Origin of the sequence: Streptomyces sp. NPDC092369 (assembly GCF_044755245.1) — a bacterium.
In the GTDB taxonomy this organism is placed as follows: Bacteria; Actinomycetota; Actinomycetes; order Streptomycetales; family Streptomycetaceae; genus Streptomyces.
Genome location: NZ_JBIVQP010000006.1, coordinates 563,410 through 586,809 on the forward strand (window position 1 = coordinate 563,410; position 23,400 = coordinate 586,809).

25 protein-coding genes and 2 pseudogenes are annotated in these 23,400 nt (G+C 68.6%); 13 read left to right on the forward strand and 14 right to left on the reverse strand.

Going from position 1 to position 23,400, the window contains the following annotated elements; all coding sequences use genetic code 11:
* The first annotated feature begins 41 nt into the window (after positions 1–41).
* Positions 42–497 (forward strand): hypothetical protein, encoded by a 456-nt coding sequence (locus ACIQI8_RS34505; RefSeq protein WP_402359361.1) that lies wholly within the window; start codon positions 42–44, stop codon positions 495–497.
* A gap of 118 nt (positions 498–615) precedes the next feature.
* Positions 616–1,347: an NDP-sugar synthase gene (locus ACIQI8_RS34510; RefSeq protein ID WP_402359364.1), complete on the forward strand. Its 732-nt coding sequence runs from the start codon at positions 616–618 to the stop codon at positions 1,345–1,347.
* Between the two features lie 198 nt (positions 1,348–1,545).
* On the opposite strand, the gene ACIQI8_RS34515 is transcribed toward ACIQI8_RS34510, so the two are convergent.
* The 6 genes from ACIQI8_RS34515 to ACIQI8_RS34540 all read right to left on the reverse strand — a co-directional run bounded on the left by ACIQI8_RS34515 (position 1,546) and on the right by ACIQI8_RS34540 (position 7,965).
* Positions 1,546–3,162 (reverse strand): DoxX family membrane protein, encoded by a 1,617-nt coding sequence (locus tag ACIQI8_RS34515; protein WP_402359366.1) that lies wholly within the window; start codon positions 3,160–3,162, stop codon positions 1,546–1,548.
* 188 nt (positions 3,163–3,350) lie between these two features.
* On the reverse strand, positions 3,351–4,292 hold the full coding sequence (gene rlmB / locus ACIQI8_RS34520) for a 23S rRNA (guanosine(2251)-2'-O)-methyltransferase RlmB (RefSeq protein WP_402359369.1): 942 nt from the start codon (positions 4,290–4,292) through the stop codon (positions 3,351–3,353).
* Positions 4,293–4,401: 109 nt separating this feature from the next.
* The gene (gene cysS / locus ACIQI8_RS34525) at positions 4,402–5,799 is read right to left on the reverse strand and encodes a cysteine--tRNA ligase (protein WP_402359371.1); all 1,398 of its coding nucleotides are present in this window, start codon (positions 5,797–5,799) and stop codon (positions 4,402–4,404) included.
* A gap of 95 nt (positions 5,800–5,894) precedes the next feature.
* A complete protein-coding gene (ispF, locus tag ACIQI8_RS34530; RefSeq protein WP_402359374.1) occupies positions 5,895–6,401 on the reverse strand; it encodes a 2-C-methyl-D-erythritol 2,4-cyclodiphosphate synthase in 507 nt (168 codons plus the stop codon).
* Entirely contained in the window at positions 6,391–7,143 is a 753-nt protein-coding gene (gene ispD, locus ACIQI8_RS34535) for a 2-C-methyl-D-erythritol 4-phosphate cytidylyltransferase (RefSeq protein WP_402359377.1), read from the reverse strand. Before ispD ends, ispF begins: the two co-directional genes overlap by 11 nt.
* Positions 7,144–7,482: 339 nt before the next feature.
* Entirely contained in the window at positions 7,483–7,965 is a 483-nt protein-coding gene (locus tag ACIQI8_RS34540; RefSeq protein ID WP_003953493.1) for a CarD family transcriptional regulator, read from the reverse strand.
* Positions 7,966–8,637: 672 nt separating this feature from the next.
* Here ACIQI8_RS34540 and ACIQI8_RS34545 point away from each other — a divergent pair.
* A complete protein-coding gene (locus ACIQI8_RS34545) occupies positions 8,638–9,312 on the forward strand; it encodes a DUF461 domain-containing protein (protein ID WP_402359380.1) in 675 nt (224 codons plus the stop codon).
* 91 nt (positions 9,313–9,403) lie between these two features.
* Here the strand turns inward: ACIQI8_RS34545 and ACIQI8_RS34550 are convergent, their stop codons facing one another.
* Together ACIQI8_RS34550 and ACIQI8_RS34555 are read right to left on the reverse strand one after the other, a co-directional pair.
* Positions 9,404–10,084: a response regulator transcription factor gene (locus ACIQI8_RS34550; protein WP_015659563.1), complete on the reverse strand. Its 681-nt coding sequence runs from the start codon at positions 10,082–10,084 to the stop codon at positions 9,404–9,406.
* Complete coding sequence (locus ACIQI8_RS34555; protein WP_402359383.1) at positions 10,081–11,343, reverse strand: sensor histidine kinase; 1,263 nt, start codon at positions 11,341–11,343, stop codon at positions 10,081–10,083. The genes ACIQI8_RS34550 and ACIQI8_RS34555 overlap by 4 nt, the downstream gene beginning before the upstream one ends.
* 232 nt (positions 11,344–11,575) lie before the next feature.
* Here ACIQI8_RS34555 and phoU point away from each other — a divergent pair, with 232 nt between their 5' ends.
* The 3 genes and pseudogenes from phoU to ACIQI8_RS34570 form a co-directional block, all read left to right on the forward strand.
* Entirely contained in the window at positions 11,576–12,277 is a 702-nt protein-coding gene (gene phoU / locus ACIQI8_RS34560) for a phosphate signaling complex protein PhoU (protein WP_402359386.1), read from the forward strand.
* A 107-nt stretch (positions 12,278–12,384) separates the two neighbouring features.
* Positions 12,385–12,543, forward strand: a complete 159-nt coding sequence (locus ACIQI8_RS34565; RefSeq protein ID WP_402359389.1) for a hypothetical protein — start codon at positions 12,385–12,387, stop codon at positions 12,541–12,543.
* 84 nt (positions 12,544–12,627) lie between these two features.
* A pseudogene (locus ACIQI8_RS34570) lies at positions 12,628–13,089 on the forward strand (GNAT family N-acetyltransferase); the annotation flags it as partial.
* A 19-nt stretch (positions 13,090–13,108) separates the two neighbouring features.
* Here the strand turns inward: ACIQI8_RS34570 and ACIQI8_RS34575 are convergent.
* Positions 13,109–13,297, reverse strand: a complete 189-nt coding sequence (locus tag ACIQI8_RS34575; RefSeq protein WP_402359392.1) for a hypothetical protein — start codon at positions 13,295–13,297, stop codon at positions 13,109–13,111.
* A 196-nt stretch (positions 13,298–13,493) separates the two neighbouring features.
* On the opposite strand from ACIQI8_RS34575, the gene ACIQI8_RS34580 reads away from it, so the two are divergent.
* Positions 13,494–13,700, forward strand: a complete 207-nt coding sequence (locus ACIQI8_RS34580; RefSeq protein ID WP_402359758.1) for a hypothetical protein — start codon at positions 13,494–13,496, stop codon at positions 13,698–13,700.
* A gap of 117 nt (positions 13,701–13,817) precedes the next feature.
* On the opposite strand, the gene ACIQI8_RS34585 is transcribed toward ACIQI8_RS34580, so the two are convergent.
* Entirely contained in the window at positions 13,818–14,219 is a 402-nt protein-coding gene (locus ACIQI8_RS34585) for a hypothetical protein (RefSeq protein WP_402359395.1), read from the reverse strand.
* Between the two features lie 313 nt (positions 14,220–14,532).
* Here ACIQI8_RS34585 and ACIQI8_RS34590 point away from each other — a divergent pair, with 313 nt between their 5' ends.
* Both ACIQI8_RS34590 and ACIQI8_RS34595 read left to right on the forward strand, forming a co-directional pair.
* Positions 14,533–14,898 carry a hypothetical protein gene (locus ACIQI8_RS34590; protein WP_402359398.1) on the forward strand — a complete coding sequence of 122 codons (366 nt, stop codon included), beginning with the start codon at positions 14,533–14,535 and terminating at the stop codon, positions 14,896–14,898.
* A gap of 84 nt (positions 14,899–14,982) precedes the next feature.
* A complete protein-coding gene (locus tag ACIQI8_RS34595; RefSeq protein ID WP_402359401.1) occupies positions 14,983–15,477 on the forward strand; it encodes a DUF5959 family protein in 495 nt (164 codons plus the stop codon).
* A 259-nt stretch (positions 15,478–15,736) separates the two neighbouring features.
* On the opposite strand, the gene ACIQI8_RS34600 is transcribed toward ACIQI8_RS34595, so the two are convergent.
* Positions 15,737–16,108 carry a GIY-YIG nuclease family protein gene (locus tag ACIQI8_RS34600; protein ID WP_402359403.1) on the reverse strand — a complete coding sequence of 124 codons (372 nt, stop codon included), beginning with the start codon at positions 16,106–16,108 and terminating at the stop codon, positions 15,737–15,739.
* 404 nt (positions 16,109–16,512) lie between these two features.
* Here ACIQI8_RS34600 and ACIQI8_RS34605 point away from each other — a divergent pair, with 404 nt between their 5' ends.
* Positions 16,513–16,980, forward strand: a complete 468-nt coding sequence (locus tag ACIQI8_RS34605; RefSeq protein ID WP_402359406.1) for an SMI1/KNR4 family protein — start codon at positions 16,513–16,515, stop codon at positions 16,978–16,980.
* A gap of 627 nt (positions 16,981–17,607) precedes the next feature.
* Here the strand turns inward: ACIQI8_RS34605 and ACIQI8_RS34610 are convergent.
* Positions 17,608–18,057 (reverse strand): hypothetical protein, encoded by a 450-nt coding sequence (locus tag ACIQI8_RS34610; protein ID WP_402359409.1) that lies wholly within the window; start codon positions 18,055–18,057, stop codon positions 17,608–17,610.
* Positions 18,058–19,253: 1,196 nt separating this feature from the next.
* Between ACIQI8_RS34610 and ACIQI8_RS34615 the strand changes: the two are divergent.
* Together ACIQI8_RS34615 and ACIQI8_RS34620 are read left to right on the forward strand one after the other, a co-directional pair.
* Positions 19,254–19,814 (forward strand): annotated as a pseudogene (locus ACIQI8_RS34615) (tyrosine-type recombinase/integrase); the annotation flags it as partial.
* Between the two features lie 590 nt (positions 19,815–20,404).
* Complete coding sequence (locus ACIQI8_RS34620) at positions 20,405–20,593, forward strand: hypothetical protein (RefSeq protein ID WP_402359412.1); 189 nt, start codon at positions 20,405–20,407, stop codon at positions 20,591–20,593.
* Positions 20,594–20,680: 87 nt separating this feature from the next.
* Here ACIQI8_RS34620 and ACIQI8_RS34625 read toward each other — a convergent pair whose 3' ends face one another.
* Complete coding sequence (locus tag ACIQI8_RS34625; protein ID WP_402359415.1) at positions 20,681–21,442, reverse strand: phosphoglyceromutase; 762 nt, start codon at positions 21,440–21,442, stop codon at positions 20,681–20,683.
* A 196-nt stretch (positions 21,443–21,638) separates the two neighbouring features.
* Between ACIQI8_RS34625 and ACIQI8_RS34630 the strand changes: the two genes are divergently transcribed.
* Positions 21,639–22,898 (forward strand): MDR family MFS transporter, encoded by a 1,260-nt coding sequence (locus tag ACIQI8_RS34630; protein ID WP_402359418.1) that lies wholly within the window; start codon positions 21,639–21,641, stop codon positions 22,896–22,898.
* Between the two features lies 1 nt (position 22,899).
* Here the strand turns inward: ACIQI8_RS34630 and ACIQI8_RS34635 are convergent, their stop codons facing one another.
* Positions 22,900–23,364: a DUF2000 family protein gene (locus ACIQI8_RS34635; protein WP_402359421.1), complete on the reverse strand. Its 465-nt coding sequence runs from the start codon at positions 23,362–23,364 to the stop codon at positions 22,900–22,902.
* Between the last annotated feature and the right edge of the window lie 36 nt (positions 23,365–23,400).

Below are 23,400 nucleotides of genomic sequence, written 5' to 3' on the forward strand. Positions count from 1 at the left end.
TAAATGTCGCCAAATCATCACCGGGCGCTACCCTCACGAGCGTGAAGCACTCCACTAACCAACAGACGCGACGCGGCCGGGGCCCCGCCCGCCGGATCGGCCGCACGCTCGCCCTTGTCCTGCCCGTCGTCCTGGTGCTCTCCGGGACCCTCGCGGTCACCCGAGTCAACTGGTCGGGGAACGCCTCGTCCTCGGTGCTCACCGCCTCCGACGCGATCGACGACGCCAAGGGCGCCGCGGCGGTCCACCGCGCCCCCCAGGACGTACTGCGCGACCAACTCCTCGCCGAGCTCCAGGAGGAGAACCCGGGCGAGGTCCTCACGCACCTCCAGCAGGCGGTCACCGAGCGCCCCTCGCTCGCCGAGCACTGCGTGTCCATCGCGCGCGCCCTCGGCAAGGCCGCGGTGCGCGTGTACGGGCCCTCCAAGGCGCAGTCGTACGCCCGCCCCGTCTGCGACACGTCCTTCGCCTCGGGGGTCGCCGCGGTCCACAGCTGAGGCACACGAGGGCTCCCGGCCCTCCTCCGGACCGGTCAGGCGCGGAGGAGGGCTGCGGCTCATCACGGATCGGTTGCCGAATCCGGCCGCCCGCCGGGCGCGTCGTACAGTTCGAGTCATGACCGATCCGAACGCCGCCGCACGCCCTGTTCAAGCCGTCGTCCTGGCCGGTGGCCAGGGCTCCCGGCTGCGTCCGTACACCGACGACCGGCCCAAGCCGATGGTCGAGATCCCCGGCACGGGGACTCCGATCATCGGCCATCAGCTGACCTGGCTGGCCGAGGAGGGCGTGACGGACGTCGTGGTCAGCTGCGGCCATCTCGCCGACGTCCTGGAGAAGTGGCTGGCCACCGCCGACCTGCCGGTGAACGTCAAGACGGTCATAGAGACCGAGCCCCTGGGCCGCGGCGGCGGCCTGAAGTACGCGGCCGCGCATCTCCCCCACCCCGACCGGCCCTGGTACGCCACCAACGGCGACATCTGGACCCGCTTCTCCCTGCGGGACATGGCCGACTTCCACGCCGAACGCGACGCGCTCGCGACCCTGGCCCTGGCCCGGCCCCGCATCCCCTGGGGCGCCGTGAAGACGGACGGCTTCGGACACATCACGGACTTCATCGAGTCCCCGCCGACGACGTACGAGATCAACGCGGGTGTGTACGTCTTCGCGCCCGGGTTCTCGGAGCTGTTGCCGGAGCGTGGGGATCACGAGCGGACGACGTTCCCGCATCTCGCGCGGGAGAGGCGGCTGGCCGGCTTCCCGATCCCGCACGGGGCGTACTGGCGGGCCATCGACACGGCGAAGGACCTGACGGAGGCGGCGAAGGAGCTGGCCGCTCTGGGGCGGTGAGGGGTTGTTTCCCGGCTGACGGCCGGTGGGGGCCGGTCGCGCAGTTCCCCGCGCCCCTCAACGGCATGAGGTGACCTGCGTCGAGGGGCCCCGTACCTGTACCCGGTGCGGGACCCCTCGTTTTCCTGTTCTGCTTTTCTGCTCTGCGGGCGATCGTTCAGCCGGCGGGCGTGCCCAGGATCTTGCCCACCGGCTCGGCTACCCCAACAGGCCGCCCACCAGGCCCGGTTGGCCGGAGGAGGTGCCCCCGGTGCCGGTGCCGCCTGTCGAGCCGGTGCCGCCGCTCGTACCGCCTGAGGTGGGCCCGGAGCTGGTGCTCGGGGCGCCGCCGCCGGCGGGCGAGGACTGCTGGGGCGGGGCCTGGCCGCCGGTGCCCTGGGTCTGGCTCGGGGCGCCGCCACCGGTGGTGGTGCCTCGGGTCGCGCCCGGGGTGGTCGCCTTGCCGGACGGCGTGGCGCCGGTGGTGGCGGCCTGGGTGGGAGTCGTCGAGGCCTTCGGCGACTCGCTGTGCTTCTTGCCGGGCTTCTGCGGGAGCGGGGAGCCGGGCAGCTCGTTGCGCGGGGCCTCGCCGGGGCCGGGGACGACCACGCGGTCGGCGTCGCGGACCGCGCCGCCCAGCAGGGAGCCGAGCAGCAGGGTGAGGCCGGTGACGATCGCGGTGACGAGGATGCCGCGGCGCAGCACGTACTGGCGCAGCTCCCAGATGTCGGCGCGGGGGCCGAGCCGGCGCCAGGCGCTGCCCGCGAGGCGGCCGTCCACGGAGTAGACGGGGGCGCCCGCGATGATCAGCGGGGACCAGGCGGCGAGGTAGATGATGTCGGGGGCGTCGTAGGCGGGGACGGTCTTCCAGCTGACGGTGACGATGAGCGCGGCCGACAGCAGCGCGCCGAAGACGGCGGCGACCCGCTGCCAGCAGCCCAGCACCGTCAGGACGCCGACGACGACCTGGGCGAAGGCGATGACGAGGCCGGAGCCGACGGGGTGGTGAAGGGCGAACTGGCGCAGTGGCTCGGCGACTTCCCACGGATGCAGGGTGTTGAGCCACTTGACCATGGAGCCGCGCTTGCCGCCGTCGAAGTAGACGGGGTCGCACAGCTTGCCCATGCCGGCGTAGATGGAGATGAAGCCGAGGAAGATGCGCAGCGGGAGGAGGACGACGCCGAGGTTCATGCGGCGGCCCGGGTAATAGGCGTGCCGTGCCGGGTCGACGCCGCGCCGGGCCGGGCGGCCCTCGCCCGTGCCGTCCTCGAAGTCCTCGAACTCCTGGTCCCCGTAGGCGGGTTCCTCGTCGTAGGCGCTGCCGACGGGCCGCATGTCGGGCAACAGGCGGGTGCCGCCGGTGTCCTCGCGGCTGCGCTGGGCGCCGACGATCGGGGTCTCTACGGTCTGGTCGAGCGAGTCGTAGACGTCGTCGTAACCGCCTACGTCCACGCGGGGGATGACCTGGGTGGCCCCGGCGTCGCCCGACGACTCGTCCGGATGGCCGACGCTGCCGCTGCGCACGGCCTGGAGCAGGCGGTGGGCGCCGGTGTCGTCGGGGGCGGCGCTGCCGCTCCACACGACGGGACGGCGGCGCGGCGCGCGACCTGCGGCGGGGATCCGGGAGTTGTCGTCGGCGGGGCCCAAGTGCCGTGCGATCCGCGGCGATTGGGGACCTCGGGTCGAGGCGCCCAACTGCACGCGGAAGCTCGCATGATTGACGATGACCTGCGCCGGATCGCTCGGCACCTTCACCATGCTCAGCGCGGGAGCGTCGTCGAATCCCGACGGGCCGTCCCCCGTGGGTGTGCGGGGTGTTCTGGTGTCCACACTCATCTAACCGAGTGACGTGTGTTTAGGACACTGCTTTGACTGGGGCGGATCTGTCCGGACTCCGTCAAGGTTGCCCTCCTCGCCCGGATTGACCCGCAAGGGTGAGGAGGGGCACGCCTGTTCAGTCCCCGCGGCACGTCTGTTCAGTCGCCGCGGCCCGCCTGCCGTCGGGCCCCGCGGCACGCCTGCCGTCAGACCCGGCGGCGCGCGGCCTCGTAGAGGACGATCCCGGCCGCCACACCGGCGTTGAGCGACTCGGCGCCGCCCGGCATCGGGATGCGCACGCGGTAGTCGCAGGTCTCGCCGACCAGTCGGGACAGGCCCTTGCCCTCGCTGCCGACCACGATGACGACCGGCCCGCCCAGAGCGGCCAGTTCGCCGATCTCGTGCTCGCCGTCGGCGGCGAGACCGACGATCGCGATGCCCTGCTTCTTGTACGCCTCAAGGGCGCGGGTGAGGTTGGTGGCCCGGGCGACGGGCGTACGGGCGGCGGCGCCGGCCGACGTCTTCCAGGCCCCGGCCGTCATCCCGGCCGCGCGCCGCTCCGGTACGACGACACCGTGACCGGCGAACGCGGAGACCGAGCGGACGACGGCACCCAGGTTGCGCGGGTCGGTGACGCCGTCGAGGGCGACGATCAGCGGGTCCTCACCGGCGTCGTAGGCGGTGCTGGCCAGGTCCTCGGGGTGCGCGTACTCGTACGGCGGGACCTGGAGCACGAGCCCCTGGTGGTTGAGGCCGTTGGTCATGCGGTCGAGCTCGGGGCGGGGGGCCTCCATGAGGTTGATCCCGCCGCGCTCGGCGGCGAGCTGGAGGGCCTCGCGGACGCGCTCGTCGTTGTCGATGAACTGCTGGACGTAGAGCATGGACGCGGGCACGCCCTCGCGCAGCGCCTCGACGACCGGGTTGCGGCCGACGACCAGCTCGGAGGTGGACCTGCCACCACGGCCGCGGGCCGTGGGACGGCGTACCGCCTGCTTCGCCTTGGCGTTGGCGACGCGGTTCTTCTTGTGGCCCTTGCGCGCCTCGGCGGGCGGGGTGGGACCCTTGCCCTCGAGAGCCTTGCGCCGCTGGCCACCGCTGCCGACCTGCGCGCCCTTCTTGCCGGACATGCGGCGGTTGTTAGTGGCCATGACCTACCTGTCTGTATGAAGCGTGCGGACGTACGTATATGGATTGTGCCGCCCGGTGGCCCGGACGGCACAATCGATCAAGAGATCGGTCGGAGCGGTCGAGCGCGTGTCAGCGCGGTCCGAGGCTCCAACGAGGGCCCTGCGGCCCGTCCTCGATGGCGAGCCCGGACTGCCCGAGCTGGTCCCGGATGGCGTCCGCGGTGGCCCAGTCCTTACGGGTCCGCGCCGCTTCCCGCTGATCGAGCACGAGTCGTACGAGGCTGTCGACCACCCCGTGCAGGTCCTCGCCGCGGTCGCTCTCGCCGGCCCAGTGCGGGTCGAACGGGTCGAGGCCGAGGACGCCGAGCATGGCACGCACCTCGGCGAGGCGGGCCACGGCGGCTTCCTTGTCGTCGGCGGCCAGCGCGCTGTTGCCCTGCCGGACGGTGGTGTGCACGACGGCGAGGGCCTGCGGGACGCCCAGGTCGTCGTCCATCGCCTCGGCGAACGCGGGCGGCACCTCGGCGGACGGCTCGACGGAGCCGGCCTTCTCCACCACGCGCTGCATGAAGCCCTCGATGCGTGCGAACGCCGACTCGGCCTCGCGCAGCGACTCCTCGCTGTACTCGATCATCGAGCGGTAGTGCGGGGTGCCCAGGTAGTAGCGCAGCACGATCGGGCGCCAGGCCTTGACCATCTCGCTGACCAGGACGCTGTTGCCCAGCGACTTGGACATCTTGTCGCCGGCCATGGTCACCCAGGCGTTGTGCACCCAGTACTGCGCGAAGTCGTCACCGTAGCCCTTGGCCTGGGCGATCTCGTTCTCGTGGTGCGGGAAGATCAGGTCGAGGCCGCCGCCGTGGATGTCGAAGGCGGGGCCCAGGTACTTGTGCGCCATCGCCGAGCACTCCAGGTGCCAGCCGGGACGGCCGCGGCCCCACGGGGTCGCCCAGGTGGGCTCGCCGGGTTTCGCTGCTTTCCACATGGCGAAGTCGCGGGGGTCGCGCTTGCCGGTCTCGCCCTCGCCCGAGGGCTGGAGCAGGTTGTCGAGCTCCTGCCGGGACAACTGGAGGTAGCCCGGGAAGGAGCGCACGTCGAAGTAGACGTTGCCGTCCACCTCGTAGGCGTGACCGCGCTCGATCAGGCCCTGCATCATCTCGACCATCTCGGTGACGTGCCCGGTGGCGCGCGGCTCGTAGGTGGGCGGCAGGCAGCCGAGGGCGGTGTAGCCGTCGTTGAACGCGCGCTCGTTCTCGTAGCCGATCGACCACCACGGGCGGCCCTGCTCGGCCGCCTTGGTGATGATCTTGTCGTCGATGTCCGTCACGTTCCTGACGAACGTCACCTCGAAGCCGCGGTAGTCGAGCCAGCGGCGCATGATGTCGAAGTTGAGGCCCGAACGGATGTGCCCGATGTGGGGTGCGGCCTGCACGGTGGCGCCACACAGGTAGATCGAGACACAGCCCGGAGTGAGCGGGACGAAGTCGCGAATCTGCCGGGCACCGGTGTCGTACAGGCGAATAGTCACGACTCCAGGGTAGTGGGCCGGAGGCGATGCGTTGCACCGGACTTGTAACATCGCGCGCGCCCACGAGCGACCCGGTCGGCGCGGGTGATCGACACTCAGCCGGTGCGCACCACCAGGGCCGTGGCCACCGCCATCAACCCCTCCTCGCGGCCCGGGAAACCGAGCCCGTCCGTCGTCGCCCCCGACACGGAGACCGGCGCTCCGGCCGCCTCCGACAGGAGCTTCTGGGCCTCGTCGCGCCGCTTGCCGATCTTCGGGCGCGGTCCTACGACCTGGACGGCGATGTTCCCGACGCGGAAGCCGGCCTCGCGGACGATGCGGGCGGCCTCCGTCAGCAGCGTGACGCCGGAGGCGCCGGACCACTCGGGGCGGCCGGTGCCGAAGTGCTGTCCGAGGTCACCGAGGCCCGCGGCGGAGAAGAGCGCGTTGCACGCGGCGTGCGCGACGACGTCCGCGTCGGAGTGACCGGCGAGCCCCGGCCCCTCCCCCTCCCACTTCAGGCCCGCGCACCACAGCTCGCGGCCCTCCTCGAAGGCGTGGATGTCGGTGCCGATGCCGACCTGGGGCAGCACGTACGGCACGGGGCCGGTCTCAGAAGCCATCGTTGAGCCTCCTGCGGGCCAGGACCGCCTCCGCGAGGACCAGGTCCAGCGGGCGCGTCACCTTGAAGGCCTCCTCGTGCCCGGGCACCAGCAGCACGGTCTTGCCGAGCTTCTCGACCATGCTCGCGTCGTCGGTGACGTCCTCGGTGACCGTCTCGTGGGCGCGGATCAGCGTGGCCCGATCGAAGCCCTGGGGCGTCTGCACGGCGCGCAGCCGGGCCCGCACCGGGGTGGCGACGACCGGCTCCGGCTCGCCCGGGGTGCCGGCCGGTTCGACCTCCTTGACGGTGTCGGCCAGCGGCAGCGCGGGCACGACGGCCGGCGCCCCGGCCCGTACCGCCTCGATCACCGCGTCCACCGTGTCCACGGGGACCAGCGGGCGGGCGGCGTCGTGCACCAGCACGATGTCGTAGTCGGGCGGCAGCGCGTCGAGGCCGAGCTTCACCGACTCCTGGCGGCTCTCTCCGCCCGGAACGACGAGGAAGTCGGTCCGGTCGGGCAGCGCGTGCGCGTCGAGGAGCGACTTGACCTCGGGCGAGCCGTCCGGCGGGGCCACGACGACGACCAGGGAGACGGCGCGGGAGGCGGCCATCGCCCGCACCGCGTGGATGAGCATCGGGGTTCCGCCCAGCGCGCGAAGCGCCTTGGGGGCGCCCGGACCAAGGCGTACGCCCTGGCCGGCGGCCGGAATCACGGCAGCCGTCCGGGCTCCCGCGGGCGAAGTGCACGAATCGTCAGACATCGGTTCCTGCCAGGTTTGTGTGCTCGGCCTACGTGGGTATGGCCTGGGGAGTGCCGGGCGCGACGGCCCTGACCGGACCCTTCCGTGACCCTGGTCGAGCCAGCTGCCCGGGCCCGGCACGCCAAGTATCGGGGGAACCTCCCCGAGTGGACGTACGCGGGCGTACGGAAGCCGTGAAAGAAATCGCGGCAGACGTATGCGAAGGCGCTCGGACGCGAACATGCCGCAGCGCCCGGCGACAGTGAATACGTCATCGGGCACCGCGGCATTTCGATGTACTGACCGCTGGTACTGAGTGCTGAAGTCGGCGTGCGCCTACGTCAGTTCAGAACAGTCGGTTCAGGACGCGAGGACCTCGTCGAGCAGAGCCTCGGCCTTGTCCTCGTTCGTGTTCTCCGCGAGGGCGAGTTCGCTCACCAGGATCTGGCGGGCCTTGGCGAGCATCCGCTTCTCACCCGCGGACAGTCCGCGCTCACGCTCACGACGCCACAGGTCACGCACGACTTCCGCGACCTTGATGACATCGCCGGAGGCGAGCTTCTCCAGATTTGCCTTGTAACGACGGGACCAGTTCGTGGGCTCCTCGGCATACGGCGCGCGCAGCACCTCGAAGACCCGGTCCAGCCCGTCCTGACCGACCACATCACGTACGCCGACGAACTCCGCATTGTCCGCTGGCACACGTACCGTCAGGTCACCCTGGGCGACCTTCAGCACCAAGTAGGTCTTGTCCACGCCTTTGATCTGGCGAGTTTCGATAGCCTCGATCAGCGCGGCCCCGTGATGGGGATAGACCACGGTGTCGCCAACCTTGAACGTCATGTGACAGGTACCCCTTCCGTGGCTATCCAGGGTAACACGGAAACGGCGGGTTCTGAATGGCGTTTTCGCAGGTCAGGGCATATCTCGGGGCTTGACAACTACAACAGGAACGTGCTGCGGGCGCCGAGCGGAAGAAGGTATTCGCAGGTCGGAGCGGCTCTTCGGGGGAGGAGAAACGCGCACGTTACACACATCCGGAGCCCCTGCCAAGTGGACTAACGTCCCCATATGTCCGGTTCCAAGTGTGCGACTTCCGCTACTCCGTTCGGTGCGTGGGAGACGCTTCCGCGCCGATTCCGAAATTGATCACGGTCGGACTGCGCGGTCGGTTGATGACGGGTTCACGGGTGGGTTCACGGGCGGTTCATGCGCGGCTTGATCGACGGGTTGTTCCGCCGCTCCGGACCCTTCACGTGATCAATTCCGGGTACGCCGTCTATTCCTTCACGGAAAATTTGCGCGCCGGTCCCTGGCGTATCCGGCGTAACCCGGGAACGGCTTATGTGAATGCCGGACGAACGCGCGGGCTACCCCCTGCCGGGGGAAGCCGACGCTCCGCGGGGGAGGGTCGGGTGCGGCGGTGCGGGAACGGCTCGGTAACCTAAGCCCGCTGACAGACACTTAGGGCGGCTTTATAGGCCGCCACGTTCGAGTCAAGGAGTTGCCGCCGCCGTGAGCAGCAGCCTTCGACGGGGCGCACTCGCCGCCGCCGCCATCGCGTTCTCGATCGCCTCGCTCGGCGCGTGCGCCGCCGGCAACGACGCCCAGACCCTGGAGGTCAAGCCGGACAACGCGGCGACCACGGTGGGCGACATCAAGATCCAGAACGCCATCGTCATCACCCAGCCGGACCTGGAGTCGACCGGACCGGCCGTGATCTCCGCGACCCTGTTCAACAACGGCCGCACCGCCCAGACCCTGGACTCGATCACCCTCGCCGGCTCCGGCAAGACCGCCGAGCTCAAGCCGGCCAAGGGCAAGGGCCCGCTGACCGTCCCGGCCGGCGGCCACATCGTGCTCGGCGGCAAGGGCAACGCCTCCGCGGTCCTGGCCAGCAGCCGCGAGGCCGTGCAGGACGGCAACGCGCAGAAGGTCACCTTCACCTTCAGCACGACCGGCGACGTGAGCCTGCGCGCCTTCGTCCAGCCGGCCGACAGCTACTTCAGCACGTGGGGCCCGACCGAGGCCCCGGGCTCGACGCCGACTGCCTCGGACACGGCCACCACGAAGCCGAGCGGCGACACGTCGGCCACGCCGACCGAGTCCGCGAGCGCCACGGCGACCACGCCCGAGGGCGGCACCCCGACGGACGCGGCGTCGGCGAGCGCGTCGGCCTCCGGCAACTGAGCGGACGTACACACGCCGAAGGGCGGGCCTCCTTATGGGGGACCCGCCCTTTTTGTACGTACGACGCTGTTGGGCTGCCGTACAGGGTTGTTTACGGCTCGAACTTGTAGCCGAGCCCCCTCACCGTCACCAGGTACCGCGGCGCGCCCGGGTCCGGCTCGATCTTCGCGCGCAGGCGCTTGACGTGGACGTCCAGGGTCTTGGTGTCGCCGACGTAGTCGGCGCCCCAGACCCGGTCGATGAGCTGCATGCGGGTCAGGACTCGGCCCGCGTTGCGCAGCAGCATCTCCAGGAGGTCGAACTCCTTGAGCGGCAGATCGACCTTGGAGCCGGAGACGGTGACCACGTGGCGATCCACGTCCATACGGACCGGACCGGCCTCGAGGGCGGCCGGGGTGACCTCCTCGGGCTCGCCGCGGCGGCGCAGGACGGCCCGGATACGGGCGACCAGTTCACGGGAGGAGAAGGGCTTGGTGACGTAGTCATCGGCTCCTATTTCCAGGCCGACGACCTTGTCGATCTCGCTGTCCTTGGCGGTGACCATGATCACCGGGACGTTGGAGCGACCGCGCAGCTGGCGGCAGACCTCCGTGCCGGGCAGGCCCGGCAGCATCAGGTCGAGGAGGACGAGGTCGGCGCCGTTGCGCTCGAACTCGTCGAGTCCGTCGGGCCCGGTGGTCGCGACGGCGACCTCGAAGCCCTCCTTGCGGAGCATGTAGGACAGAGCGTCGGAGAAGGACTCCTCGTCCTCGACGACGAGCACTCGGGTCACGGAAGGACCTCCGGGGCGGGAAGCGGTTCATACGGGGATGACTCCGGGTCGGAGTCTGGCTGACCGGCCTCGTCGTCGAGGTCCGGGTGCTGCTGTGCGCGGTCGCGGGCAGCCCCCGCCTCCGGCAGCCGCAGGGTGAACGTGGAGCCCTGTCCCTCAGAACTCCACACCGTGACCTCCCCGCCGTGCGAGGCGGCCACGTGCTTGACGATCGCCAGGCCCAGACCCGTGCCGCCGGTGGCACGGGAGCGGGCCGGGTCGACCCGGTAGAAGCGCTCGAAGATGCGCTCCTTGTCCTTGTCGGTGATACCGATTCCCTGGTCGGTGACGGCCACCTCGATGTGGTCGCCCCCGGGCGCGGTGACCCGGCGGGCGGCTATGCCCACCCGGGTGCGGGCCGGGGAGTAGTTCACGGCGTTCTCCACGAGGTTGCCGAGGGCAGCGGCGAGCTGGCCCCGGTTCCCGTAGACGTGCAGGTCGGCGGTGCCGCCGGCGGCCATGGTGATCTGCTTGGTGCCGGCCGCGTGCCGGCAGCGGTCGATGGCCTCGGCGACCAGTTCGTCGACCCGGACCGGCTCGGCGTCCTCCAGCGGGTCGTCGTTCTGCACCCGGGAGAGGTCGATGAGCTCCTGGACCAGGTTGGTCAGGCGCGTGGCCTCGATCTGCATGCGCCCGGCGAAGCGCTCCACGGCCTCCGGGTCGTCGGAGGCGTCCATGACGGCCTCCGACAGGAGGGAGAGCGCGCCGACGGGCGTCTTCAGCTCATGGCTGACATTCGCGACGAAGTCGCGGCGTACCGCCTCTATCCGTCGGGCCTCGGTGAGGTCCTCGACGAGCAGCAGTACCAGCCGCGACCCGAGGGGTGCCACGCGCGCGGAGACGGCGAGCGCCTCCCCCCGCCCGGTCCCCCGTCTGGGCAGGTCCAGCTCGACCTGCCGTATCTCTCCGTCTCTCCTGGTGTCCCGGGCCATCTGCAGCATCGGCTCGACCGAGAGCCGGCCCCCGCGCACCAGTCCCAGGGCGTACGCCGCGGAGCTGGCCTTGACGACGGCGTCGGCCTCGTCCAGGACGACGGCCGAGGAGCGGAGCACGGACAGGACGGTGTCCACGCCCGGCGGAAGCACCGGGTCCATGTGCAGAGAGGTGCGAGTGGGGCGTTTCTGCTCCCGCTCGCTCCAGCGGAACGCCAGCATGGCGATGACACCGGTGCATACCCCGGCGATCGCTGCCGCTGCGGCGACCGCCGCGTTCACGTCCATGCACCCAGGTTAGGCATGCGGTACGACATCCCCACAGCCATCGAGGTGCGACCTCGAACACTCGTCGCCCAGAGTTCACCTGGGAGCTAGGGGTGATTCATTTGAGAGGGCGGAAACGGACGCGTACAAGCCAGATCGTGGGAGCGTGGGTGCGAAGCGCCGGTTTTCGGAAACCTGACGCGCGGGCCCCTGCCCCGGCAGCCCCGAAGAATACGTACGAGAGGGAACCCTGATGCGGGACGCGTACCACGAGGAACTTGATTCGATCGGCGACGGTCTGGTGGAGATGGCCCGGCTGGTCGGTTCGGCGATCGGGCGCGCCACGACCGCCATACTCGACTCCGACCTGAAGCTGGCCGAGAGCGTCATCGAGGGCGACAAGAAGGTCGACGAGCTGCAGCACGACCTGGAGGCCCGGGCGATAGCCCTGCTGGCCCGCCAGCAGCCGGTGGCGACCGACCTTCGTATCGTCGTGACGTCGTTGCGGATGTCCGCCGACCTGGAGCGCTCGGGCGACCTGGCCCAGCACGTGGCGAAGCTCGCCCGGCTGCGCTTCCCGGAACGTGCCATCCCGCACGACCTGCACGCGACCATCCTGGAGATGGGCCAGCTCGCGCAGCGTCTGATGGCGAAGGCGGCCGAGGTCATCATCACCAAGGACGTCGACCTGGCGCTCCAGCTGGAGTCCGACGACGACGCGATGGACCTCCTCCATCGCACGCTCTTCCAGCACCTTCTGGACGACCGGTGGAAGCACGGCATCGAGACGGCCGTCGACGTCACCCTGCTGGGCCGCTACTACGAGCGCTTCGCCGACCACGCGGTGGCCGTCGCCAAGCGCGTCGTCTTCCTGGTGACCGGCGAACACGCGGACGACCTCCAGCCCGACATCCAGCCGGAGATCCAGCCGGTGACGGCGGTCGAGGAGGCGTAGGCCTCTCGGCGGGCGGGGCGTCCGGGAAGGGGCGCCCCCGTGCGCCGTTGATGCGCCCAGCGGAACGGGCATGCAATGGGCAAAGGCACGAGCCTCCAGGAGGACCCATGGCCGAAGCCCCCGCCCCCATCACGCCCGACCCGACGCAGCAGCGCGAGACGGACCGCCCCGCCGAGATCAAGAGCCTCCCGCTCTTCGGAGCATGCGGCTGCGGCTCGGGGTGCGGCTGCGGATGCCAGTCAGGCAATCCCTGCCAGTGCGGCTGAAAACGTACGACGAGGAAGGGCCCCGGCAATCTCGCCGGGGCCCTTCCTCGTGGGGGTGTCAGTGCCGGGTGCCAGACTCGGCGCATGGGTGAGGACGCGCGGCCGGACGTAGGGCTGAGGGATGCCGAGGAAGGCGACCTGGAGGTCTTCTTCGCGCAGGAGCACGACGCGGAGGCGGTCCGGCGGTCGAGGTTCGCGCCGCGCGAGCGGGAGAGATTCATGACCCACTGGGCCACGAAGATCCTCGGGGACGACACCGTCTTCGTGCAGACGGTCACCGTGGCCGGTGAACCGGCAGGCCACATCGTGGCCTGGTGGGAAGGGGACCACCGCTTCATCGGCTACTGGCTGGGCCGGCAGTACTGGGGCCGCGGAACGGGCACCGAGGCCCTGGCCCTCTTCCTCCAACGGGAGGGAACACGCCCCCTCCACGCCGACCCCTTCACCGGAAACACGGGATCGGTACGGCTGTTGGAGAAACTCGGCTTCGAGCGCACGGGAACGGTGCGGCACGGCGAGGACGAGCACGTCATGCTCGTACTGAACAGGGCGGTCACCCCTGCGACTACCGCTTCCGCGCCCGGTACCGCTTCATCAGCTCGACGATCCGCGCCTGGTCCGCCTGCCCGTTGAGCTCGGTCAACAGCTCGTCGGGGCACAACTCGTAGACGTCGCCCCACCATCGGCGCCCTCGGTTGTCCCAGATCCGGTAGCCGCCGGGCACGCCACGGGCGACGTAACGTCTCCTGCTCACAGTCCCCCTCCCTGCTGGATTCGATCATCCCGAGCGACCAGAGTGAAGGGGAAGGGGGGCGAGCAGGCCCTCTGGGGTGCAGCCACCTACACCCTCGATCCGGTAGGTCCCGCCATGGTTCCGGAGGGCGGCCGACGGCATCTTTGAACCCAACGGATCCCAGAGGTTCGCAGTCCCCAGCCGGAAGGAAAACGCCATGAAGTCGCTGCTGTCCTCCACGACGAGCACCACGATGGACGACCCGACCGAGACCACCGGCGAGAACACCCTCGCCCCCCTGCTCACCGCCTGGGACCTGGCCCACTCCACGGTGGCCGACCCCGAGTGGCGCCACCTCTTGGACGAGATCGCCCACCCTCGGACAACGCGGGCGTTCTATCAGTTGGCTACGGCGGCGGTTTGAGCACCCGCTGGGTGACGCACGGTCCGGCCCGGCCGTGGGTCACATGAACGACATCAGCCGGCCAAAATGGCCCGCCATTGCGCGGTGACGCATCCCTCTTCCCTGTGCCACCACTCCTTACCACTTCCGCCACTTGTCCGTGATCTGGTACATGCCGAGTCCATGCCGGGCGGCCAGTGCCGCGATGTCGATGCCGCGCTCGGTGAGCGACTGGTCGATGAAGTCGCACAGTTGCTCACGCTCGTCAGTGTCGTAGGCGCCTTCGTTGTGTGCGGCGTTCACGGCGTTCAGGGCCAGGACGACGCGTTCCACCACGCCGAAGATCTGCGCGTCGTCTGCTCCGTCCAGCCCGGCGAGCTCCATCTCGAAGCTGTCGAGGACGGCATCGGTCGACGTGAGCAGTGCTTCGGGGAAGAGTCCCACCATGCACGCGCATTCAGGGTCCAGAGTGCCGGCGGCAAGCTCTTCGGCTTCCTCGGCGATGCCGTCGCGCCAGTTCGTCGTGGGTCTCTCAGCCATGGAGCGGACCGTACAGCGCCGGTCGGACAGTGGATCTCCGACCGTCAGAGGAGGACAGGTCGTGGGGCGATTCGCAGGCGTCGTCACGTAGGTGCAGTCTGCGGAGATCCTGGAGCAGGGCGAGAACGGCGGGGGCGAACAACGGACGCGGATGCTCCGATCTCCACATCACTGTGCCGAACATCAGCGACACCTCTGCGAACCCTCGCTCAGCCGGCATGTTGCCCAACCATGGTCCCGCAGTTCCCACTTCAGCCGGAGGGCGCGGCCTCGCGCGCCTGTGCCACCGACACTGCCGCAGGTTGTCGAGACGTTGCGGATCACAGCCCGGGCCAGGACTCTGCCACCGCCTGCGACGCCGGATGCCGTCACCGCGGCGGAAGAAACCATCGGTCTCCCGCTTCCTCCTCTCCTTCGGCACCTGTACGTCGAGGTCGCCGAGCTGTACCAGGGCGGACAGGACCCGTCCGGCCACATCCCGGCCGGCCTGGTTCCGCCCTACGACTGGGGCTGCACCAACTGGTCGCTGGACGACTTCCGCGATCCCGCAGGCCCTATGTGGTGCAACCCTCAAGGCGAGCACTGGCCCCAGGGCGTGAACCTCGCGGAATGGCTCACCGGCACGCTGGCAGAAACCCTGACAGTGAGAACTCTGCTGGAGAGTCAACCCACTGCGTAGATCATTGCCTCACTGCCCTGAGCCGGTACGTGTCCGTCGGGGCGGCGGGGCCGAGCCGTGTACTTGTCATTGGGGAGGGACGCCATGACCGCGACGGACGACGTCATCGACTTGATCCATCTGGCCGACCTGTCAGGGACCAGTGGGCACAGCGTCTCCGTGCGCGTGCTGGGCCGCTCGCAGCCCGGCATCCTGTTCGGTCATGACTTTCTCGACTGCGAGATCGTCATCTTGGCGGAATCCCTCAGCGCCACCTACTCGGTGACCCTCCTCCCTGAGGATATGGAGGACTGGGAAGACGCCCTGGCCGCTCTGGAGTCCCAGAGGTTCGCCGCATGGCTTACCTCCGGCCGAACGCCCTCCTTGGAATTCAAGCCCGACAGCCAGGGGCGGATGTCGGTGTCCGTGCACGACGGACCCACGTCGGGAGTCACCGTCACCGTCCCCTTGTTCGGGTTGCCGGCGGGGTGGGTCGGTGAACAGCGGGCCCTGCTCGCCCACATCCGTGACGTCTACCCCCTCGAGGTCGTCGAGACGTCGCCCGGCACCTACGTGTGGCACCGCACCGGTAACACCTGACAAGGAGCCCAGAAACGGTCCCGGAACAGCGTCAAGCCCCTCACCAGCCGCGAACTCGCAGGCGAGGGGCTTGATCAGTCGGACCTACTTCTTCTTGCCCTGGGGGTTGTCGGGGATCTTAGTGAGCTGGGTTCTTGCTGGTCGGGGTCGGTGGGCTCGTACGCCTGGTGGTCGTCATTGGTCGTCCTTGGCCAACGTTGCGCGACCTCGGACGGCCCAGGGACGGCCCGGACAACTGCCCTTCGGCCCGTCCGACGGCCTACGAACTGATGGGCAATTCGCGGGCTCGCTGGCGTGCTTGGGCCCGCAGCCCCTTCAACTGGCTGTGGAAGGCGTTGTGGCTGTTCTGGTCGAGATTCAGCGGGAGGTCGAGTTCGGAGATGAGCTGTGATTCCAAAGTCCACGGTTCGTTCTGCTCGACCCAACACACTCGCGCCTTGTCCGCCATCCACTGGCTCAGGATGGCTTCGCCCGCCTTGCCGAAAGTCATCCGCTTACCGCTGCCCACGCGGCGCAGCTCAAGTCCGAGCAGGCTTCCCAGAGTGAGCCGCAGGGTCGAGCCGGCGGCGTTGCCTCGGTAGTGGTAGCGCACCCGCTTGCGCAGGTTCTGGGTGCTGGTCCGGTTCGCCATGTGCCGCGGGGCTATACCGACATAGAGCAGGCACCCGGCGTCCAGATCTGGGTGGGGCGACTGCTCGAAGTGCCAGCCGTAGACCCCTGCCACCGCTGGGACAGGGCTCGGGCGCGCCAAGACCTCCTGCGCCGACCACAACCGGACTGGACTTACGAGAGCAATAGCTTCCACGATGCCTCCAGACGTGCCACCGCTGATCGTCGCAGGCTACTGGGCGACACTGACGTGACATCAACTTGGGAATCTCGGGGTCTCTGGCGGTGGTTGCTGCGTTGACCTGCGGCGGACCTTGAACGGTGCCCAGGCTGACGCCGACTTGTTCCCCGCTGTTCCCCGTGGTTGTCCGCAGGATCTGGCACGCGTCTGGCACGTCCGATGACTATGGGTGAGAGTCTGAGCCCGTGACTGATGAGGTTGTCGAGGTGTTGCGGACCGTAGCGTCGGCGGGGACTTTGCCACCGCCCGCAACACCAGAGGCTGTCGCCGCAGCGGAAGAGGCCATCGGGTTGGGGTTGCCTCCTCTCCTGCGGCGCTTGTACGTCGAGGTCGCCAACGGCGGATTCGGACCGAACGAAGGAATCCTGGGCGTGAGCGGTGGGGCTGCGCAGGGCAACTTTGCGGACATCGCCGAGCTGTACCAGGACGGCCCGGATCCGTCCGGGAGCATCCCGGACGGCCTGGTCCTGATCTATGACTGGGGCTGCACCATCTGGTCCTTGGTCGACTTCCGTGATCCTGCGGGCGCCATGTGGGTCAACCACGAAGGCGAGTGCTGGCCCCAGGGCTTGAACCTCGCGGAATGGCTGACGGGCACGCTGACAGGAACCCTGACGGTAGAAACACTGCTGGAGAGCAAGCCCACTTCGTAGACCAGCAGCCCCACTGACTGGGCCGGTACTTCTCCATCATGATTGCGGAAACGCGAACCCACGACCTCTTCGTCCCGAAGCAGCTCGGGATGCCCGCTGCCCTTGAGCTGCTGTGCCAGTCACCTGCGCTGATGGCCCGCTGACGTCCACCCTTGTTCGCGGCTGTGCGTCACGGTTGTCACGCAGTTAGACACTCACCGCGTCTCGCAGGAGGAGTCGTGGTCGCAGGCCGCTGGAGGAAGTACACGGGCTACGGCTGCCCACGCCGGGTATCCGTCGGAGCATGCTTGCTCTGATCTACACCTCGCGCAGCACCGCAACGACGGTGTGCGCCTTCGTGGTTGCCCTCCTCATTGTGGTGGTCGTGGCTTGGTACGTCCGCCGCCGGCGGTAGGTCCCACACCCACTTCAGGGGCGAGGTGGGACGACTTGTGGTGTGACCTGCGGGTTCCCCGCCTTGAGACGGTCCGACGGCACACGCCTCGGTGTACCCCGATTCCCCGTGACCCCCCCGCCCGTTCCGGCATGGATGTGGCACGACTGCTCTTCGTCGTTGAGCGGCCGACCCGTGTGTCTCCGCCTACTGCCTCCGATGGGGAACGCGGGGCGCGAGCCCTGCGCCCCCTGTCACCGCGGGTCGACACCCCATATCTTGATGGGCTCGTACGCCCCCTCGCGGAAGTCGAAGACAGTCACTTCGGTGTCGGATATGTGGCGGAAGTGGCCCCCATAGCCGGGCTGCGCGATGTGCGGGGCGAGCAGATCCAACAGGCCCCGGAGGTACAGCATGGAGTCGTCGACCCAGTGGTTGCGCGCGAAAAGTTCCCACTCGTACCTCTCCCCGGCGCTCGTGAACTCTTGCACCTCGCGACGCAGGGACACGACGTCTCCACCGGGCACCCGGCGGTTGGCGTAGTTGTCGGGGACGAGCAGTGGATACAGATACTCGTCCTGGTCGTCGAGACCTTCGGGGAACTCGGCGTCCAGGCCCAAGTGCCACCGCAAGGCGGCCATGACCCATTCGGGGGTGTCGTCGCGCAGATAGCAGGAAAGGACGACCTCATAGCGCTCACTCATGGACGGCAGTGTGCACGTTGGGACTGACAACGCCACGACGGTCGTGCTTCCACATGCCCCTCGATGCGAACTGCGGGCAGGGTGGTCGCTGAGGTCTGCGGCGCTGATCGCCTGTGCCGGTGTGATCAGTGATGGCCGACTGGGGCCCTCATTCCCTCAAAGGTGCGGCCCCTCCCGTACTCGCGAGCAACCCACGGCCGTACCCGGCTAGGGCCTCGACAAGTCTGGGGTATCTGTACGCCGGATCATCTTTACAACGTTCACCGCATGTTCCGCGTGGGCCCATAGTCGTACGGACCCCGCAGGCGATTCACACTCGATCACCCGCGCATCGCTCGGGAGCCACCACTTTTCGCGAAAGGTCGCGTCGCGTATACAGACGTAGCGCAGATCGGTCGGGAGCTCGCGCAGTCGCGTCCACGACCGGCGAGGTTTCCAGCGGAACTCACTTCCGGCCAGTACCTGGCCAAGGCTGTATCGGCGGCGTCCCTCGTCCGGCAAGTTGGCCCCGACCGGGAAGATGACTGCTTCTCCTGCTCTGGCCCGAGCAGCTGTTCGCCGCACTCGCCGTGCCACGAGGATCCACCCGATCTGCGAGCCAACGAAGACCGAGAGCCCTGTAATCACGCCCTTAACCATGCGCGAAGCAAAACAGGCAGCCACCCGATGATCAAGAGGCGAGGTGCGCCTCTGACCTGACATCACCCACCACTCCCCCTAGCTTCCATCCCGTCCGCCGTCGACCCACACACCGTGAAGCGGGCGTGGTTCATGGCGTCCAGGTGGAGGGCGCCACTGTGCCGGGAACGGCGCCCCCTCCATCCCGGTGCGGCCAATCCCCTGCCGGAGGCATCGTCTTGACCGTGGGCCGCGCTATGCGGTGATCGCCTCATGGCTTCCGGCCCTATGCACATGTGGGCGCACGTGGGCGGCGGCAGCGCCGAGCGGGCCGAAGGCAGGAGCGCGGGCGCAACCAGAGCCGGGAAGCGCGCCCGGCGGAGCGGAGCTCAGCCGGGGCTTGAATCAGTAGGGATAGTCGTAACTCAGTCGGACGCGCGGGGTTGAAGTCGTTTGCGCAGGTGGGGAGTTCGTTGCCCTGTCGGTGTGCGAGGGACAGGAACGCCACTGGGTGAATCGTCCACGTGATACGAGTGCCGGCCTGGGAGACGACGCGTCCGGGTCGAGTGCCGGTGAGATCGCTGCACGTGGTCCAGCAACTCAAGCGGAGCCGGAGCAAGGCCGTCTTCGCCCCGCCCAAGGGTGGCAAGCTCCGGGACGTGCCGCTTCCCGAGCCGGTCGCCGACGCGCTCCGAGCGCACATGAAGCAGTTCCCACCGGTCGAGATCACGTTGCCGTGGAAGGTGACAGATGGGCCTCCGGTGTCCAAGCAGCTGCTCTTCACCGGGCCGCGCAGTGGTCACGTCTGGCGCACGTCCCTCAACGAGGAAGTGTGGAAGAAGGCGCTCGCCTCGGCTGAAGTGATCCCCGAACGGAAGCCAGGTGAGTCGTACGCCGAGTCTCGCGAGAACGGCATGCACGCCCTCCGGCACTTCTACGCCTCGGTGCTCCTAGACGCCGGGGAGAACGTCAAGGCCGTCGCCGAGTACCTCGGACACTCAGACCCTGGTTTGACGCTTCGCGTGTACGCACACCTCATGCCATCCAGTCAGGAGCGCACTCGCAGAGCTGTAGCAGCGGTGTTCGAAGGATGTGCTACTGATGGAAAGCTGGCTAGCAAAGTTGAATCTACAGTTTAAGTTTCACAACCTAGATTCACATCACAGAATCAACTTGACACTCACAAAACATAGCTTCGCAAGCCACCGCTTCAACTTCATAGTTCACATCGCGCACCGAATCATAGCTTCACTGCAAGATTTCAAAACCTAGCTTCACGATGGAATCAGGGGTTCATTATCGGTGATGCCAGATCTGAAATCTACATCGGACTTAGTTCCGCGCGACTAGATTGCCCAACAAGCCGAACCGCGAGCCCATAGACACCGCCGACAACCAAACGTCCTGGCTGACGCGACCCTCTCTTCAACGGATCAACGGAGACACGGCTCTGCGGATCAACGGAGATGCGGCTTCACGGGTCAACGGTTTTGCGGTTTTCTGCGAGGAGTAAGGTAACCCTTACTGGAAACGCCAGCGCTCCCGCATAGTCATCGAGGAGAGAGGAAGGAGGGCCGCATAGGAGCAGGAACCCACCTTTAGCTGCGGATTTGGAATTCCCCACGCACGGTGAGTAAGGTCCTGCCATCGATATACCGGAGAGGCCGCCCGGCCAGGGGCGACCTCTCCTCTCCATCGGTGCAATCATTTCCACAGCATGGGAGAAGTCATGAACCGCCTGGAGAAGGCTATGGTGCCACGGCGCAGCCTGCGCATCGACCTTACCCCTCGGGAACTTCCGTTCGGCGTCATCGGGGGGACCGGGGCGGCGCTGAGCCTCTGGTCCGACGTCCATCCTGCTGCCGTAGTGCCCCTGGCGTTCGTGGCGTCCGTCCGCGTGACCATCCGCCTCGTCTAGTCCCTGACGGCCCAGGGGCGGCCCAGCCTCACCAAAGAGCCCCCGGCCCGCGAAGAAGTCGCAGGTCGGGGGCCTTCTGGCGTCAGATTACTTCTTCTTGCCCTGGTTCTTAACAGCCTCAATAGCCGCCGCAGCCGCATCCGGGTCCAGGTACGTGCCCCCGGCGGTGATCGGCTTGAAGTCCGCGTCGAGTTCGTAGGCCAGGGGGATGCCCGTCGGGATGTTCAGGCCCGCGATGTTCGCGTCCGAGATGCCGTCCAGGTGTTTGACCAGGGCTCGGAGCGAGTTGCCGTGGGCGGCCACCAGGACCGTGCGGCCCGCGAGGAGGTCGGGGACGATGCCGTCGTACCAGTACGGGAGCATGCGGACGACGACGTCCTTCAGGCACTCCGTGCGGGGGCGCAGTTCCGGGGGGATCGTCGCGTAGCGCGGGTCCGCCGACTGGGAGAACTCCGTGCCGTCCTCAAGGGGGGGCGGGGGCGTGTCGTACGAGCGGCGCCACAGCATGAACTGCTCCTCGCCGAACTCCGCGAGGGTCTGCGCCTTGTCCTTGCCCTGGAGGGCGCCGTAGTGGCGCTCGTTCAGGCGCCAGCTGCGGTGGACGGGGATCCAGTGGCGGTCCGCGGCCTCCAGCGACAGCTGGGCCGTGCGGATCGCGCGCTTCTGGAGGGACGTGTGGACCACGTCGGGCAGGAGGTCGGCGTCCTTCAGGAGTTCGCCACCGCGGACCGCCTCCTTCTCGCCCTTCTCGTTCAGATTGACGTCCACCCAGCCGGTGAACAGGTTCTTCGCGTTCCACTCGCTCTCGCCGTGGCGGAGGAGGATCAGCTTGTACGGTGCGTCGGCCATGGGTCAGAGCGTAATCGACGGGTTCGGGGCGCAGGAGGTCCGTCCGGCAGGTGGAGCGGTCAGTGCGGCGGCCAAGGGACAGTTGACGGGAATCGTTAATCCAGTGGTCATCCCGCACCTCACCTTCGTAAGTTGTGCTCGGCGCTTGAGACGCTTACCGCTTACCGCTTACCGCTTTCGTTCGTGGGGGACCCCTATGCCACTCGCCGGCCTCAGACGTGCCGCCCGTGAGTCCGTCTCCGGGCTGCCCAGGGAGTTCTGGTGGTTGTGGACCAGCACGCTGGTCAACCGGCTCGGGGCCTTCGTCGCCACCTTCATGGCGCTCTATCTGACGCTCGACCGGGGGTATTCGGCGACCTACGCCGGTCTCGTCGCCTCCCTCCACGGGCTCGGCGGGGTCGCCTCGTCGCTCGGGGCCGGGGTGATGACGGACCGGCTCGGGCGGCGGCCCACCCTGCTGATCGCCCAGGCGTCCACCGCCGCGTCCGTCGCGCTGCTCGGCTTCATGCACGACCCGGTCGCCATCGCCGCGGTCGCCTTCCTCGTCGGCATGGCCTCCAACGCCTCCCGGCCCGCCGTGCAGGCGATGATGGCCGACATCGTCCGGCCCGAGGACCGCGTACGAGCCTTCTCGCTCAACTACTGGGCCATCAACCTCGGGTTCGCCGTCTCCTCCATGGGCGCCGGGTTCATCGCCGAGTTCAGTTACCTCGCCGGGTTCCTCATCGAGGCCGGCATGACCGCGCTCTGCGCAGTGGTCGTGTTCCTGAAACTGCCCGAGTCCCGGCCGCAGCGCACCTCCGCCGAAGGCGGCGCCAAGGACGACGTCCGGCTCGGTGCCGTCCTGCGCGACGGGCGCTTCATGGGCGTGGTCGGACTGTCCTTCCTCGTCTCCGTGATCTTCCAGCAGGGTTCGGTCGGGCTGCCGGTCGCGATGGGCCAGGCCGGGTTCACGGCCGCCGACTACGGCATGGCGATCGCCGTCAACGGCGTACTGATCGTCGCGCTGCAGATCCCGGTCACCCGCTTCATCGAGCACCGCGATCCGCGACGGCTGCTGGTCGTGTCCTCCGTCCTCGCCGGCTACGGCTTCGGGCTCACCGCCTTCGCCGGATCCGTCGGCCTCTTCGCGGTCACGGTCTGCGTGTGGACACTCGCCGAGATCGTCAACGCGCCCACCCAGACCGGCCTGGTCGTCCGCCTCTCCCCCGTCCACGGCCGCGGCCGCTACCAGGGCATGTACACCCTCTCCTGGGCGGTGGCCGCACTCGTGGCGCCCCTGATGTCCGGATTCATCATCGACCGGTTCGGGGCCGAGTGGCTGTGGGGCGTGTGCGCGGTGATCGGGACGGTGGCCGCGGTCGGGTACCACGCCCTGATGCACCGCCTCCCGGCCGAGAAGCCGACGCCGCGCACCACACCCACGGCGGCAGAGGCCGAGGTCAGCACCGCGTAGCTCACGGATGCATCCGCGCACCCTTGATCACCTTGTCCACCGCGTTCTTCGGGCCGTACACCGCCAGTCCTACGAGGTCCAGCTCCCCCGTCGGCACCGCCCGCACCGCCGCCCGGTTGGCGCGGTCGTGGCCGGTGCCGAAGAGGTCGGAGGTGAACAGGGCGCGGGGCAGGACGCGCGCGAGCGCCTTGGCATGGGCCGACGTCAGCGTCTCCTTCGTCCCCTCGAAGACCAGCACCGGCTGCCGGAACATCGGCAGGTAGGGCACCCCGTCGGCGTCCTCGTACGGCTCCCCGATCACCTCAGGGACCTGCGTGCCCAGGCCGCTGACCAGGAACGCGGTCACGTTCAGGCGTTGCCAGGGCTCCAGGTCCTCGCGCAGGATGACGGCGATCTTGGTGTCGAAGCGGACGGGGGCTTCCGCGGGTGCGGTGGTGTCGAGCGCATGCGTGTCGGTCGCGTTCATACGACGAGACTGCCGAGCCTCGTACGACGTCGTCTT

Excerpts from the sequence above, each read along its gene's own strand:
- rlmB (WP_402359369.1), bottom strand. The coding sequence starts at position 4,292 with ATGGCCACTAACAACCGCCGCATGTCCGGCAAGAAGGGCGCGCAGGTC.
- ACIQI8_RS34595 (WP_402359401.1), top strand. The coding sequence starts at position 14,983 with ATGACCGCGACGGACGACGTCATCGACTTGATCCATCTGGCCGACCTG.
- ACIQI8_RS34585 (WP_402359395.1), bottom strand. The coding sequence starts at position 14,219 with ATGGCTGAGAGACCCACGACGAACTGGCGCGACGGCATCGCCGAGGAA.
- ACIQI8_RS34515 (WP_402359366.1), bottom strand. The coding sequence starts at position 3,162 with ATGAGTGTGGACACCAGAACACCCCGCACACCCACGGGGGACGGCCCG.
- phoU (WP_402359386.1), top strand. The coding sequence starts at position 11,576 with ATGCGGGACGCGTACCACGAGGAACTTGATTCGATCGGCGACGGTCTG.
- ACIQI8_RS34580 (WP_402359758.1), top strand. The coding sequence starts at position 13,494 with ATGAAGTCGCTGCTGTCCTCCACGACGAGCACCACGATGGACGACCCG.
- ACIQI8_RS34610 (WP_402359409.1), bottom strand. The coding sequence starts at position 18,057 with ATGAGTGAGCGCTATGAGGTCGTCCTTTCCTGCTATCTGCGCGACGAC.
- ispF (WP_402359374.1), bottom strand. The coding sequence starts at position 6,401 with ATGGCTTCTGAGACCGGCCCCGTGCCGTACGTGCTGCCCCAGGTCGGC.
- ispD (WP_402359377.1), bottom strand. The coding sequence starts at position 7,143 with ATGTCTGACGATTCGTGCACTTCGCCCGCGGGAGCCCGGACGGCTGCC.
- ACIQI8_RS34565 (WP_402359389.1), top strand. The coding sequence starts at position 12,385 with ATGGCCGAAGCCCCCGCCCCCATCACGCCCGACCCGACGCAGCAGCGC.
- ACIQI8_RS34600 (WP_402359403.1), bottom strand. The coding sequence starts at position 16,108 with ATGGCGAACCGGACCAGCACCCAGAACCTGCGCAAGCGGGTGCGCTAC.
- ACIQI8_RS34555 (WP_402359383.1), bottom strand. The coding sequence starts at position 11,343 with ATGGACGTGAACGCGGCGGTCGCCGCAGCGGCAGCGATCGCCGGGGTA.
- ACIQI8_RS34635 (WP_402359421.1), bottom strand. The coding sequence starts at position 23,364 with ATGAACGCGACCGACACGCATGCGCTCGACACCACCGCACCCGCGGAA.
- ACIQI8_RS34620 (WP_402359412.1), top strand. The coding sequence starts at position 20,405 with ATGAACCGCCTGGAGAAGGCTATGGTGCCACGGCGCAGCCTGCGCATC.
- ACIQI8_RS34540 (WP_003953493.1), bottom strand. The coding sequence starts at position 7,965 with ATGACGTTCAAGGTTGGCGACACCGTGGTCTATCCCCATCACGGGGCC.
- ACIQI8_RS34510 (WP_402359364.1), top strand. The coding sequence starts at position 616 with ATGACCGATCCGAACGCCGCCGCACGCCCTGTTCAAGCCGTCGTCCTG.
- ACIQI8_RS34625 (WP_402359415.1), bottom strand. The coding sequence starts at position 21,442 with ATGGCCGACGCACCGTACAAGCTGATCCTCCTCCGCCACGGCGAGAGC.
- ACIQI8_RS34630 (WP_402359418.1), top strand. The coding sequence starts at position 21,639 with ATGCCACTCGCCGGCCTCAGACGTGCCGCCCGTGAGTCCGTCTCCGGG.